This window comes from Sphingobacterium sp. CZ-UAM, assembly GCF_002000245.1.
Taxonomy (GTDB): Bacteria; Bacteroidota; Bacteroidia; order Sphingobacteriales; family Sphingobacteriaceae; genus Sphingobacterium.
Map to the genome: position 1 here is coordinate 19749 of NZ_MTCM01000004.1, position 14600 is coordinate 34348.

Annotated in this window: 11 protein-coding genes; 8 read left to right on the top strand and 3 right to left on the bottom strand. The window is 39.9% G+C overall.

The genetic code is table 11. The features are described from left to right. Window positions 1-42: 42 nt before the first annotated feature. From BWD42_RS15960 to guaB, 3 genes are all read right to left on the bottom strand, one after another. Window positions 43-837 (bottom strand): DUF4290 domain-containing protein, encoded by a 795-nt coding sequence (locus BWD42_RS15960; protein ID WP_077437408.1) that lies wholly within the window; start codon window positions 835-837, stop codon window positions 43-45. A 52-nt stretch (window positions 838-889) separates the two neighbouring features. Continuing rightward, entirely contained in the window at window positions 890-3169 is a 2280-nt protein-coding gene (locus tag BWD42_RS15965) for an ATP-dependent helicase (RefSeq protein ID WP_077437409.1), read from the bottom strand. Between the two features lie 143 nt (window positions 3170-3312). Continuing rightward, complete coding sequence (guaB, locus tag BWD42_RS15970; RefSeq protein ID WP_077437410.1) at window positions 3313-4788, bottom strand: IMP dehydrogenase; 1476 nt, start codon at window positions 4786-4788, stop codon at window positions 3313-3315. Window positions 4789-5009: 221 nt separating this feature from the next. Between guaB and BWD42_RS15975 the strand changes: the two genes are divergently transcribed. From BWD42_RS15975 to mreC, 8 genes are all read left to right on the top strand, one after another. Continuing rightward, window positions 5010-5483, top strand: coding sequence for a hypothetical protein (locus BWD42_RS15975; RefSeq protein ID WP_077437411.1), 474 nt, complete (start codon window positions 5010-5012; stop codon window positions 5481-5483). A 257-nt stretch (window positions 5484-5740) separates the two neighbouring features. Continuing rightward, on the top strand, window positions 5741-8728 hold the full coding sequence (gene secDF / locus BWD42_RS15980; protein WP_077437412.1) for a protein translocase subunit SecDF: 2988 nt from the start codon (window positions 5741-5743) through the stop codon (window positions 8726-8728). A 114-nt stretch (window positions 8729-8842) separates the two neighbouring features. Further along, window positions 8843-9277, top strand: coding sequence for a MarR family winged helix-turn-helix transcriptional regulator (locus BWD42_RS15985; protein ID WP_077437413.1), 435 nt, complete (start codon window positions 8843-8845; stop codon window positions 9275-9277). A gap of 5 nt (window positions 9278-9282) precedes the next feature. Further along, window positions 9283-10287, top strand: a complete 1005-nt coding sequence (locus tag BWD42_RS15990) for an NAD(P)/FAD-dependent oxidoreductase (RefSeq protein WP_077437414.1) — start codon at window positions 9283-9285, stop codon at window positions 10285-10287. A 2-nt stretch (window positions 10288-10289) separates the two neighbouring features. Further along, window positions 10290-10622, top strand: coding sequence for a 2Fe-2S iron-sulfur cluster-binding protein (locus BWD42_RS15995; protein WP_077437415.1), 333 nt, complete (start codon window positions 10290-10292; stop codon window positions 10620-10622). A gap of 252 nt (window positions 10623-10874) precedes the next feature. Continuing rightward, a complete protein-coding gene (locus BWD42_RS16000; protein ID WP_077437416.1) occupies window positions 10875-12182 on the top strand; it encodes an NAD(P)/FAD-dependent oxidoreductase in 1308 nt (435 codons plus the stop codon). Window positions 12183-12628: 446 nt separating this feature from the next. Further along, complete coding sequence (locus BWD42_RS16005; RefSeq protein WP_077437417.1) at window positions 12629-13651, top strand: rod shape-determining protein; 1023 nt, start codon at window positions 12629-12631, stop codon at window positions 13649-13651. 92 nt (window positions 13652-13743) lie between these two features. Next, on the top strand, window positions 13744-14586 hold the full coding sequence (mreC, locus tag BWD42_RS16010) for a rod shape-determining protein MreC (RefSeq protein ID WP_077437418.1): 843 nt from the start codon (window positions 13744-13746) through the stop codon (window positions 14584-14586). Window positions 14587-14600: the final 14 nt, after the last annotated feature.

The window sequence follows — 14600 nt, forward strand, 5'->3', positions numbered from 1 at the left end:
CACTTCGCAATTGCCTGCTTCTTAAACTAAAAACTTAAAGAACTAGCCTCTTTTATTATTGTAATTATTTTGAGGTTTTCTATTTCTATTGTTGTTATTATTGTTATTGCTACCAAAGTTATTGCGCTTCATGTTGTTATTGTTATTTGACATACGGGGTTTGCTGCCACCACTGCCTTTTGACTGATAACCTGAAGAACTATTGTTATTATTGCTGTTGTTATTATTATTTCCACCAGAGTTGGTCGTTGCCGGTCCTTTGACACGATTTCCCGGAGGCGGGGTTTTAAAATCAAGTTTGGTCAATACCGTACCTTCAGGTAAGGTTAATTGATATCCAGACAGTTCTTTCAGATCCTGAATGATCAATTCATCTGATACGGAATCCTTGTTCCAGGTAAGGTACGCCATTTTCATAAAATTGGCGATACCAATAACCATCTGCTCCCGCTTGGATTCATCAGTTACCTTCAATGCCTTATCGATCATTTTCTCCACTGTAAATCCGTAATGTTTGAATTTAATCGAATGCTGAGGATAACCTAAGTGCTCGACTTCGTGTTTAACACTTTTGGCTGTAGCAATAGGATAAGGCGAGTCAATATCAAGCTTAAAATCTGAGATGATCTGTAGGTGATCCCAAAGTTTATGCTTAAAATCAGAAACGTCTCTCAAATGTGGGTTCAGTACCCCCATCATGTCGATCACGATTTGGGCATGTTTATTTCGTTCTTCCTTTGTGGGTAAAGTACAGATGTAATCTACCATATTTTGCACATTGCGGCCATATTCTGCAAGGATCAATTTTGGCCTAGTGCTGTTGTAGTCAAAGTTCATATAGCTAATATAAGTACCTATTAAACGGTTAAGATCTCGTTTTGGTATTTTATTATTGAATTATTCTAAGTTTTGCAAATTTAAGCAACAATTGTTTCTGCCCCAACTCTTTAAAGAAAATAGTTGCTTTTATATCTCCTTTGTTTCCTTCGAGGTTGACAACCTTACCAAATCCAAAGCGTTCATGTTCAACTTCCATGCCGACCTGAAGATTTGATGTGTCAGAAGGAGCAAAACCCGCAGTAGGTTTGTGGGCTTTTGGCAGTATCGACGTTGTTTTGACCATTGGCTTAGGCTTAGGTTTCGAAAACACATCGTCACTATCCTTTTGTTGCCATGCAATTCGTTCGCCCTGAAAACTGCCGGCTGAGGCGGAAGTTTGTCGTGGTTTAAAATCCAATGCAAGACAAGCAGGATTCAATTCATCCAAAAAACGACTGGGTTCGCAATTATTCAACGTTCCCCAACGATATCGCGAAGTAGCATACGAAAGTAGTAATTTTTTTTCAGCTCTGGTAACAGCAACGTAAAAAAGTCTTCTTTCTTCTTCCAATTCCGATCTGGAATTCAATGACAACTGAGAGGGAAACAAGTTTTCTTCAAGACCTACAATAAATACGATTGGAAACTCAAGTCCCTTGGAAGAGTGTATTGTCATCAAGGAAACCGTATCTGCATTTGGATCTTTATCGTTGTCATCATTGGTCAACAAAGCAATATCCTGCATGTATACATCAAGACCACGCTCTTCAATATCCTCGCGTTCCGAAAACTCCTTAATACCATTAAGTAGCTCCTGAATATTTTCATAACGCGCTAATCCTTCGACAGATTTATCTTCGTATAGTTCTTTCAATATACCACAATGCTGTGCGATATGCATGGCGGTATCAAATGCATTGTTATTTTTAGCCAATGCCTGAAAACTCTGTATCATCTGCGCAAAACCACCTACTGAGGTCGCACTACGACCATCCAGAAAATGCGCTGAATTGGCAACAACATCCCATATACGATATTGATTTTGATCTGCAGCAATCATAATCTTCTCTATGGTTGTATCTCCAATCCCCCGACGTGGGTAATTGATGACACGTTTCAGGGCCTCCTCATCATTGGGATTAAAAGTAAGACGGAAATAAGCAATCAGGTCTTTAATCTCTTTTCTTTGGTAGAAAGATGTCCCGCCATAGATTTTATAAGGTATATTGATCTTCCGCAGGGCCTCCTCCATCGCCCTTGACTGCGCATTGGTCCGATAAAGAATCGCAAAATCTTTGTAATTGAGTCCCTTCAGAGATTTCTCTTCAATGATTTGGTCCGCAACGATTTTCCCCTCTTCGTTATCAGAGAAGGCGCGTGAAACCTTAATTTTCTCTCCTTCTTCATTATCCGAAAAAACGTTTTTTTCCAGCTGATTCTGATTATTAGCGATCACCGAATTGGCTGCATTAACGATCATTTTGGTGGATCTATAATTTTGTTCCAATTTAAAGATCTTCACATCTGGATAATCTTTCTGGAAATTCAGAATATTCTGGATATTTGCTCCCCGAAAGGCATATATAGACTGTGCATCGTCACCCACAACGCAGATATTTTCATTGACGGCCGCCAGTCGTTTTACAATCAGGTACTGGGAAAAGTTCGTATCCTGATACTCATCGACCATGAGGTAACGGAATTGATGCTGGTATTTGTGCAATACCTCAGGATGTTTGTTCAATAAAACATTTGTCTTGAACAGGAGATCATCAAAATCCATGGCACCTGCACGGTAACAACGCTGTGCATAGGTCATGTAAATCTGTCCCAATTGACCACGTCCATTCGAAATATCCTCAGCTAATATAGCTTCGTTCTTATTGTACTCCTGTGGCGAGATCAAGTTATTCTTGGCTTGGGATATCCGACCGTAAACATGATTGACATTATATAATTTGTCATCCAGGTTCATTTCCTTTAGGATCGCACGTAGCAGACTTTTGGTATCATCGGTATCGTAGATGGTAAAATTTCGGGGATATCCAATTAGTTCAGCTTCTACGCGAAGTATCTTTGCGAATACGGAGTGAAATGTCCCCATCCAAATATTTTTTGCTTCGCTTCCCACGACAGAAACAATACGCGCTCGCATTTCCTTGGCTGCTTTATTCGTAAATGTCAAGACCAAGATATTGAATGGATCAATTCCTTTTTGAATCAAATGTGCGACACGATAAGTAATTACCCGTGTTTTTCCTGAACCAGCTCCTGCAACAATCATGACAGGGCCTTCTGTTTGCTCTACGGCTCCTCGTTGTGAAGGGTTTAAACCCGCTAAATAATCCAAATTAACTCCTTAAATTTTAAAACCTGAGAATAGGGTATAAAAGTACAAATTTCCCCGCGATCACTGGAGCTATCTTGCTAATATTTTTACACAAAAAAACCTGATAATGCAAATTATCAGGTTTTATATAAATAAAGCCCAGTTTAGCCTCTGCTATTATAGTTAGGAGCTTCTTTTGTAATCGAGATATTATGTGGATGAGATTCTCTCAAACCGGCACCTGTAATACGGACAAATTGTGCTTCCTGTAGTTTTTCAATTGTTGCGGCACCACAATAACCCATTGAAGCGCGCAACCCACCGATATACTGATATACGACCTCAGCCAATGTACCTTTATAAGGAACACGACCAACAATACCCTCTGGAACCAGCTTTTTGATATCATCTTCTACATCCTGAAAGTAACGATCTTTAGAACCTTTTTCCATTGCTTCGATAGATCCCATACCACGGTAGGATTTAAATTTACGTCCTTCGTAGATAATAGTTTCTCCTGGAGCTTCCTCAACGCCGGCAAATAGCGATCCAGCCATAATGGTGCTCGCCCCTGCAGCAATCGCTTTTGCGATATCACCGGTTTGTTTGATCCCCCCATCAGCGATCAATGGTACTCCAGTACCTTTTAGCGCTTTAGCGACTTCGTAAACAGCGTATAATTGGGGAACACCAACACCTGCAATAATACGGGTTGTACAGATCGAGCCTGGCCCGATACCTACCTTTACAGCATCCGCGCCAGCTTCAGCTAATGCTGTTGCAGCCGCTCCTGTTGCAATATTTCCGACGATCACCTGTAGTTCTGGGAACTTGGATTTCACCAATTTCAATTTGTCAATTACACCTTTAGAGTGTCCGTGCGCAGTATCAATGGTTACTACGTCCACACCTGCCTTTACCAAAGCTTCAACCCGGTCCAATGTATCTGGGGTAACACCGACAGCAGCACCTACTAATAGACGACCATGGCTATCTTTAGCAGCATTTGGATAGTGCTTATATTTTTGTATATCCTTAAAAGTGATCAAACCTTTCAGGATACCTTCCTTATTGACAACAGGAAGTTTCTCGATTTTTTCGTTCTGGAGAATTTCTTCAGCTTTCACCAAATCCGTTCCTTCGGGGGCAACGACAAGATTATCTTTCGTCATCAGCTCATTGATCGGACGGCGCATATCTTTTTGAAAACGAAGGTCACGATTGGTGACGATACCCACTAACTGCCCTTTTTCGTTAACCACTGGAATTCCCCCAATTTTATGTTCTTTCATAATATTGAAGGCGTCGCCAACAGTTGCAGTAGCCAATAATGTTACCGGATCTTGGATCATGCCGCTTTCAGAACGCTTTACTTTACGCACCTCAGCAGCTTGCTCTGCAATAGTCATGTTTTTATGTAACATACCAATACCGCCCGCCTGTGCGATCGCAATTGCTAAATCAGCACCCGTTACTGTATCCATTGCCGCAGAAACCAATGGAATATTTAATTTGATTTTTTTTGTCAGCGAGGTACTCGTATCGACGTCACGGGGTAAAATTTCAGAATAAGCTGGAATTAATAAGACGTCATCGTAAGTGAGACCTTCTGCTACGAATTTTTGTGGATCTAATTGCATGGCAAATATGTATTGGGTTTTCTATTTGCCAGGCAAATTTAAGAAAAATAAGCAATATAAAAAAATAAAATAAACAAATTACAATCGTTAGACAAATTAGAACGGTTATGAATTGATACAAAAGGTTATTTCCCACCGTTACTTCTTTTTTTGGCAAGCTATTTGCTTTTGCTTACACGAAAAGTAATTTTAATTAATTGAAAATATAAGTAAAGATAATTATGAAAAAGACCTTACTCTCATTAGCTGCTGTTGCAGCATTAGCATTTGGTGCACAAGAAGCAAAAGCTCAATCTCCGCAACGTGCTGCTATCGGTGTTGTTTTCGATGGTTCAGGCGGTGACCTTTGGGGTGTTCAATACAAACAATCTATGGGCGGCGCCAATAATGGTCAGGCACAGGTGATGTTTGATGACAACGTTGTAGCTGTAGGTGCGGATTATCAATACGCTAGACCATTCCGTGGTGTAAACGGTTTGGGCTGGTATGCAGGTGTTGGTGCGCAGTTGACATTTGTTGATGCAGGTGACAACGTCACTTTCGTAGGTTTAAGACCACAATTGGGTCTAGAATTTAAAATCCCAGCTGCTCCTATCGGATTTCATGCTGACTGGAAACCAAACTGGACATTAAACCACGGTTCTGACTTTGACGCATCAACTTTCTCTTTCGGTATTAAATATACATTGAGATAGTATTAAAAAAAGATAAAAAGGCCCTGATCAAGTTAGATCAGGGCCTTTTTTTTTATAAAATAAATGCGTTAAATATTTCTTTTTTTCCGCAATTCTTCTAATTTTATGCCTTTGACCTAAATGGCATAAATAAAGCTTTTCATTCTACAAAAATTTTATACCTTTGCCATTCTTGGTAAAGTGTGATTAAACAAGAACTAATTATCAATTACATAAACAGTATTTAACATTAAAATTAATACAATTAATAACAGACGATGCAAGGTAAAGGGCTGATTAAACTTTTAGTGATAGTGGTGTCATTAGCGTGTCTATACTCCCTATCATTTACTTGGGTGACCCGCAAGGTGGAGCGAGATGCAGATAATTTTGCCAAAGGAGATTTGGCAAAGGAGAAACGCTATCTAGACTCAATGGCAGGTGAAGTAGTGTACAATTTAGGTTTTGCGAAATACACCTATCGGGAAGCAAAAGCAAATGAACTGGCTTTAGGATTGGATTTGAAAGGTGGTATGAACGTTACCATGGAGATCTCATTGGATGAATTGATCCGTAATCTGGCCAACAATCCAAAAGATGAGAAATTCAACAAAGCGTTGGAACAGGCGGTAGCAAAAAGCAAAACCAGTCAGAAAACGGTCGTAGCTTTATTCATGGAAGAATACAAATCCCTTGGAGCTTCTACCCCACTTTCGACATTCTTTTCAACAAAAGACAATGCTTCTTTGATTAAACCGGGTGATTCCGATTCAAAAGTTGAATCGTTCCTTCAAAAAGAAGCTGACAACGCCATTCAAAATTCATACAAAGTACTACGTACACGTATTGATAAATTTGGTGTTGCTTCACCGAACATCCAGATTCAACAAGGTACAAACCGTATCTTAATTGAGTTACCAGGTGTAAAAGACGAAAGCCGTGTCCGTAATCTTCTTCAAGGTTCAGCTAAATTGGAGTTTTACGAAACTTTCACAAATCAAGAAGTTTATCCGTTATTAGAAAATATTGACAGAACATTAGCAAGCACTTTAAATGCTGCTCCGGCGGCGAACAACAATGCTCCTGCTGACACAACGAAAAAGTCAGACGATTTACTTTCTAACCTAACCGGTGGTCAAAAGGACAATAAAGCTAAAAAAGACAGTGCGGCACTTAATCTAGGTCAGAAAAATCCATTATTTGAAGTATTACGTCCAGCAGTTTATATGGGCGAAAACCAGCAAATGGCCCTTATGCCAGGCGCTATGGTTGGTAATGCTGCCTTAAAAGATACGTCCAAAGTAAACGCTTACTTGCAACGTCCAGAGGTAAAATCAATTCTTCCGGGCAACTTGAAGCTTTTATGGGCTGTAAAACCTGAGCAAAAAACACCAGAACAACTTTCTCTATATGCCATCAAAGCAGTAGGCCCAGATAATGGCGCCGTATTGACCGGTGATGTGATCACAGATGCTAACTCCAACTTTGATGAGAAAAACCAGCCTGTTGTTGGTATGCAAATGAACAGTGAAGGTGCACGTGAGTGGAAAAAAATCACGGCAAAAGCTGCTCAAAATAGAGATGCAATTGCTATCGTATTGGATAATGTGGTTTATTCTGCCCCTTCTGTTAACGGTGAAATTCCAAACGGAAGTTCATCTATCTCCGGTTCATTTACGGTAGAGGACACAAAAGATTTAGCAAACGTTTTAAAAGCTGGTCGTCTTCCAACTACGGCTAAAATCGTTGAAGAAGCGATTGTAGGCCCTACTTTGGGACAAGCAGCGATTGATGCTGGTATCAACTCAGCGGTAATCGGTATTATCGTGGTCATGATCTTCATGATTGCATATTACAACACTGCAGGTATTGTGGCTAACATTGCTGTATTGTTGAACGTATTTATTATCATGGGGGTATTAGCCTCACTCAATGCTGTACTGACCTTGCCTGGTATTGCCGGTATCGTATTGACAATGGGTACGGCCGTCGACGCCAACGTACTGATCTATGAACGTATCCGTGAGGAACTTGGCTTAGGAAAATCAATTCGTCAGGCAGTTGCGGATGGTTATAAACATGCTTTACCATCGATCTTAGATTCTCAGATTACGACATTCTTAATCGGTATTATCTTATTCTTATTTGGTAGTGGTCCGATCTTAGGTTTTGCTACTACATTGATGGTGGGTATCATTACATCATTGTTTACAGCAATACTTGTAACACGCGTTATTATCGAATGGATGCTGGAAAAAGATATTAAAATCAAAGTATCTTTCCCATGGTCTGCAAATACCTTGCATAATGCAAACTTCAAATTCGTTCAAAAACGTAAAGTATTCTATGCAATCTCTGTTGTAGCGGTCTTAATTTCCGCAGCCTCAATTTTCACAAAAGGTTTCAGCTTAGGTGTGGATTTCCAAGGTGGACGTACCTATACTGTTCGTTTCGATAAAACGGTTGATCCCGAAGCTGTTCGTACCAGTTTGGATGATATTTTCCAAAAAACAACGGAAGTAAAAGTATTTGGTGCATCAAACCAACTTCGCGTTACGACCACATATCATATTGAAGAAACTTCCGATGCAGCCGATAAAGAAGTATTGGATAAATTAAATCAAGGACTAGCTAAGGTAGATGCCTCCAACAAACATGAGATCCTGTCGTCACAAAAAGTAGGACCTAGTATCGCATCAGACATCAAGTCTAGAGCGACTAGCTCAGCAATCTTCTCCATTATCATCGTAGCGGCTTATATCTTAATCCGTTTCCGCAAATGGGAATACTCTGTGGGTGCAGCTATTGCAACCATCCACGATGCGATTATTCTATTGGGTTTATTCTCTATATTAGATGGTATTGTACCATTCTCCTTGGACATTGACCAACACTTTGTAGCAGCCATCTTAACGGTAATCGCATACTCGGTGAATGATACGGTTGTTGTATTTGACCGCTTAAGAGAGTTCGTAACAAAACCTAATGCGCATAATGAAGATCTTGGCGAAGTTGTTAATCACGCAATCAACTCAACATTGAGTAGAACAATCATTACTTCATTGACGATTATTTTCGTTCTTGCGGTCTTGTTCATCTTTGGTGGTGAGGTAATCCGTGGATTCTCTTTCGCGATCTTAATCGGTGTGATTGTAGGTACCTATTCTTCCATTATCTTAGCAGCACCTTCCGTATACGACTTACGTAAAGGAAAGCACCTAGCTGAAGGTAATACAGCAAAAAAAGCTGAAGTAGTAAGACCATAATCGATTTTAAAATATCGTAAAAAGGCGTTCAAAAATTTGAACGCCTTTTTTATTGCATTCAAATTACTTGTCACACTAAATATTTTAAATATATTTGTCATACTAAATATTTGTATGCTAAACGAAAAATTTGACCGTTATTCTTTTATCCTGGATCAAACAGCCAGGAAGGTAAAACAATTTGCTCAATCATCTTTTTCTGAAAAGGGATTTGACATTACAGTGGATCAATGGGCTGTCTTAAAGGCACTGTATGAAACCGAACAACTGTCTCAGAAAGAATTAGCCAAGCGCTGCGGCAAAGACCAACCCACCCTAACCCGTATCGTGGATATCTTATTGAAGAAAGGTTTGGCTGAACGTGTTATTGATGAGACAGATCGACGAAGCCTCTATCTTCATTTGACGGAAGAAGGTAAGCTTAAGGTTGCTTCCCTATCCCCCCTCGTCGCGGAGATCCGCATGAAAGCCTGGGAGAAATTAACGGAAAAAGATTTCGAGGATTTTACAAGAATATTAAATACGATTTACAACAATTTAAATGTATAATCACTATGATAAATACTGACATTTGTATCATCGGTGCTGGACCAGTAGGGTTGTTTGCTGTTTTCGAAGCCGGCCTTCTAAAAATGAGATGCCATCTGATTGATGTTTTACCTCAGGTGGGCGGACAGTTATCTGAAATATATCCACACAAACCGATTTATGATATACCTGGCTATCCGAGCATTACAGCACAGGAGCTTATCGATAATCAACTCGAGCAAATAAAACCTTTTGCACCCACTTTTACACTGGGTGAACGTGTAGAACAGATCGAAAAACAGGATGATGGTTCCTTTATCATCGCCACAAGTGATGATACCAAAGTGCATGCACAGGTTATTGTGATCGCCGGCGGGCTCGGTTGTTTTGAACCGCGTAAGCCAGAGATCCAAAATCTGCATCTATTTGAGGGGAAGGGCGTGGATTATATGGTAAAAGATCCTGCAAAATATGCTGGCAAACGGATTGTGATTGCCGGGGGTGGCGACTCAGCGCTGGATTGGACTTACCATTTAGCTGATATTGCACAACAGGTTACACTCATTCACCGCAGTGATTCTTTTCGGGGAGCGCCCGATTCAGCGGAAAAGGTCTTCAAACTGGCTCAACAGGGCAAAATCAATTTACTGTTGTCCCATAACCTAAGCAGCATACACGGAAATGGTATCCTTACAGCTGTCGAGACGGTAAATAAAGAAAAGGAAACTATTACGATTGAAGCAGACTATTTCATTCCGCTATATGGTCTGACACCAAAACTGGGTCCTATCGCGGACTGGGGATTAAATATTGATAAAAATGCAATTGAAGTCAATACTTTTGATTATTCGACCAACGTCGAACGTATCTATGCCATTGGCGATATCAATACCTATCCTGGCAAACTAAAGTTGATTCTCTGCGGCTACCATGAAGCTGCACTGATGTGCCAAAGTGCATTCAAATTTGTTTACCCGGATCAAAAGCTAACATTTAAATATACAACCGTCAACGGTATAAATACCTTTTAGTCATGGAAGACAATTTGATACAATTAACTGTCGTCGATCGCGATGGCTCGGAAAATACAATCGAGATACCTACGGATATCAATCTGTCGTTAATGGAAATTCTGAAAGCGTCCGAATACGATATACTGGCCACCTGCGGTGGCATGGCGTTATGTGCTACATGCCATATTGAAGTTCTCGAAGGCCTGGAAAATCTTTCCGAAGCCAGTGATCAGGAATTGGATATGCTGGACACATTGCCAGATGCAGATGGACAAAGCCGGCTCGCTTGTCAGCTCCACTTGCACGCAAATAACAATGGGATGAAAATCAAGGTCAAAGGTTCGTTGCAATAGCTAGGTCATTGTGTATTTTATACACAATGACCTAGCTATCCATGTAATTTTTTTTTAAACGCCCTTTCGGGCCATAAAAGACTTAAAACCAAAACACTACAAAATATTTTATCAAAAGAATTGGCCTTATAACGATAAATTTCACAATGTATTGCCATAATAAATAAATATTTTTTAGCTTTTTGGTTCAAAATTTAAGATATTTGCAGCTTAATTCGATTGTACGAATTTTTACAACAAACTATTAAAAATATGCCAAGCAATAGTTCAAATAGAAAATTCCCAAGAGTAATCATTATTGGTGCTGGATTTGGAGGAATTGAAGTTGCTAAAAAGCTTAAAAATAAGGAAGTTGAAGTTCTCTTATTAGATAGAAACAACTTTCACACCTTTCAACCACTCATGTACCAAGTTGCTACCGGTACGCTTTCGGCGGACTCTATTTCCTTCCCTGTCCGTAAAATGTTCAAAAATCAGGATAACTTCCATTTTCGACTTGCCGATGTAAAAAGCATCGACAACGAGGCCAAAATAGTTAAAACTGATATTGGAGATTTTGACTACGATTATTTGGTTGTTGCCACTGGTGCCACGACAAATTTCTTTGGCAATCAGCAGATCACAAAATATGCCTTGCCAATGAAAAACATCCAGGAGGCACTCAATATACGAAGTTATGTTCTTCAAAACCTTGAAGAAGCCGTAATGATACCGAATCCAGAAGATCGTAAGCCACACCTGAACTTTGTGATCGTTGGAGGTGGTCCTACAGGGGTAGAGCTTTCTGGTGCTATTGCAGAAATCAAAAATAACGTGCTGGAAAAAGACTATCCTGAATTGAAGAAATCAGAGATGTCTGTATACCTGGTAGAAGGCTTACCAAAGGTTCTGGCCAACCTATCAGAGAAAGCATCAAAAAATTCCGAGAAGTATTTAAAAGATTTGGGTGTTGAAGTACTATTGAATGTACAGGTAACCGGATATGATGGTAAATCGATCACCTTCGCCGATGGCAGGAGCATAGAAACCAAAACGGTAATCTGGGGCGCAGGTGTCGCAGGTCAATATCCGGATGGATTCAAAAAAGAAGTTATCCAGCGCGGTAACCGTATACAAACGGATGATCAATGTCGTGTCATTGACATGCCTGGTGTCTACGCGATTGGCGACGTATCCGCATTTATTACAGATGACTTACCTCGTGGTTTACCTGGAGTTGCTCCAGTAGCACAACAACAGGGAGGCTATGTTGCCAAACACATCCTTCAAACGATGTCCAACCAGCCTACCGAAAAATTCAGCTATTTTGACAAGGGCTCAATGGCTACGGTAGGACGTAATAAAGCCGTCGTTGACATGGGCAAAATTCACTTCAGTGGTTTCTTCGGATGGATGACCTGGATGTTTGTTCACCTGATGTCTATTTATGGGTTTAGAAATAAGTTGATCACATTTGTCAACTGGTCGCTGAAGTTTTTTACCAAAAACAGTGGTGTTCGTTTAATTTTCCATAAATATGACGAGCCTAAGCCCGAAGAACAAACAACAACTGCTCAATAGAATTGATAACAAATAATTTAAGTGAAACAAGGAAGCCTGTTTCTTCAATCAAAAAAAGAATGCCGTTATTTTAGTATATAACGGCATTCTTTTTTTCCTGCCAACCTAAAACCACGTGGAATCAGGTTCTAAAAAATTCTCTGGCATAACATCCTCCCCATCCTTTATAAAATTATCGAAACTACAATTTCATTCTTATCAGCCCTTCTACGTATAAAAAAGATCTCAAAAGCAATTTTTTAACACCTACTTGGTATTGTATCCAATAAAAAATAAGTTGCTGCTGGACGTAACAATTGCAGATTATATTCGTTAAATTTAAAGACAGTTTTTTCCAGATAGAATTTACTTGCAGAATATAGTTTTTTTTGATGTAGAACCTCAAAAAGATTAATTTTTTTTGTGTAGGTTTGCATATTATTTTAAAATAGCTTAAGGATTAGCAAATGGGCTTATTTAATTGGTTTACGCAAGAAGTTGCGATTGACTTGGGTACTGCGAACACCCTGATAATTCATAATGACAAAGTAGTAGTGGATGAGCCTTCTATTGTTGCATTTGACCGCACCACAAACAAAGTGATTGCTATTGGTCGTCAGGCCATGCAGATGGAAGGTAAAACACACGATAATATAAAAACAGTACGACCTTTACGTGATGGTGTAATTGCTGATTTTACAGCGGCTGAACACCTGATCAGAGGGATGGTAAAATTGGTCAACAATGGTAAAAGTTGGTTTTTCCCATCCTTGCGCATGGTTGTGTGTATCCCGTCAGGCATCACCGAGGTGGAGAAGAGAGCGGTGCGCGATTCTGCAGAAATTGCAGGCGCGAAAGAAGTTTATCTGATCCATGAACCCATGGCTGCTGCCGTAGGTATCGGTATCGATGTGGAAGAGCCAATGGGTAACATGATTATTGATATTGGTGGTGGTACGACAGAAATTGCCGTTATCGCATTATCTGGTATCGTATGTGACCAGTCTATTCGTGTAGCGGGTGACAATTTTGACTCTGATATTGTTCAATACATCCGTAGACAGCATAATATCATGATCGGTGAACGTACAGCGGAGAAGATTAAGATTGAGGTAGGTGCTGCACTTCCTGAATTACAGGAGCCACCGGCAGATTTTGCGGTACAGGGCCGTGACCTGATGACGGGTATTCCTAAACAGATTACTGTTTCTTATACCGAAATCGCCCATTGTCTGGATAAATCAATTTCCAAAATCGAAGAAGCAATCCTAAAAGCGCTTGAAATCACGCCGCCTGAGCTTTCGGCTGATATCTATCAAACCGGTATCTATCTGACTGGTGGTGGCGCCTTGTTACGTGGTTTGGACCGTCGTATTCAGGCAAAAACAAAACTTCCGGTGCACATTGCCGAGGATCCTCTTCGTGCTGTTGTTAGAGGTACTGGTATTGCGCTTAAAAACATTGGTCGATTCAAATTCTTGATGCAATAATTAGCGTTCGATAATTAACAAGATTTTATTAAAGAGCGATATAATATGCAAAATTATTATATCGCTTGCTTATTAAATACCCACAATAAAAGATGAGAAACCTTTGGTTATTCCTGAGACGATATAATGCATTCTTTTGGTTTATCCTATTTTTTGGATTCTCGTTATTTTTGGTCATTACGAATAACTCATTTCAACGCAACTCGGTCCTAAATTCTTCCAATAGCGTAATCGGAAGTCTCTATGCAAAAGTCAACTCCTGGAAAAGCTACTTACATCTCGGGGAGACAAATGATGCTTTAGCTAAAGAGAATGCGCAATTACGGAAAGACCTTCAATCCTATAAGTCAACAGATAGTATCAAGATCGGCCCCGTACCGGCCATCGACAGCAGCGAATTCGGACGTTACCAATTTCTTATTGCGAATGTAATCAACAATAGCATCCATCAAAAAGCGAATACGATCACATTGGATAAAGGCAGTAAAGACGGTATTGAAAAAGGAATGGGCGTCATCGCTCCAAATGGAGTTGTGGGTATTGTATTAAATGTATCACCTAATTTTTCAACTGTACAATCCTTATTACACCCCGACACACGTATATCTGTAACTTTGGGCCGCAGTGAAGTCTTTGGCTCATTGGTCTGGGGCAACAACATCGATTATCGGGCTGCAACAGTTAAGGAAATTCCGAATCATATCAAAGTAAATAAAGGCGACAAAGTCTATACCTCAGGATATTCGGGACATTTTCCAAAAGGCATTTTTGTGGGAACAGTGATTCAAACCGGTATCTCCTCGGGTGACGCGTTCCTTGATCTGCGCATTCTTTTAAGTACCAATTTCTCTAATCTACAACATGTATACGTCGTAAAGGATTTATTAAGTAATGAATTAAAAACATTGGAGGAATCGACAAAGGACAATGGCTAGGATTTTAATATTTA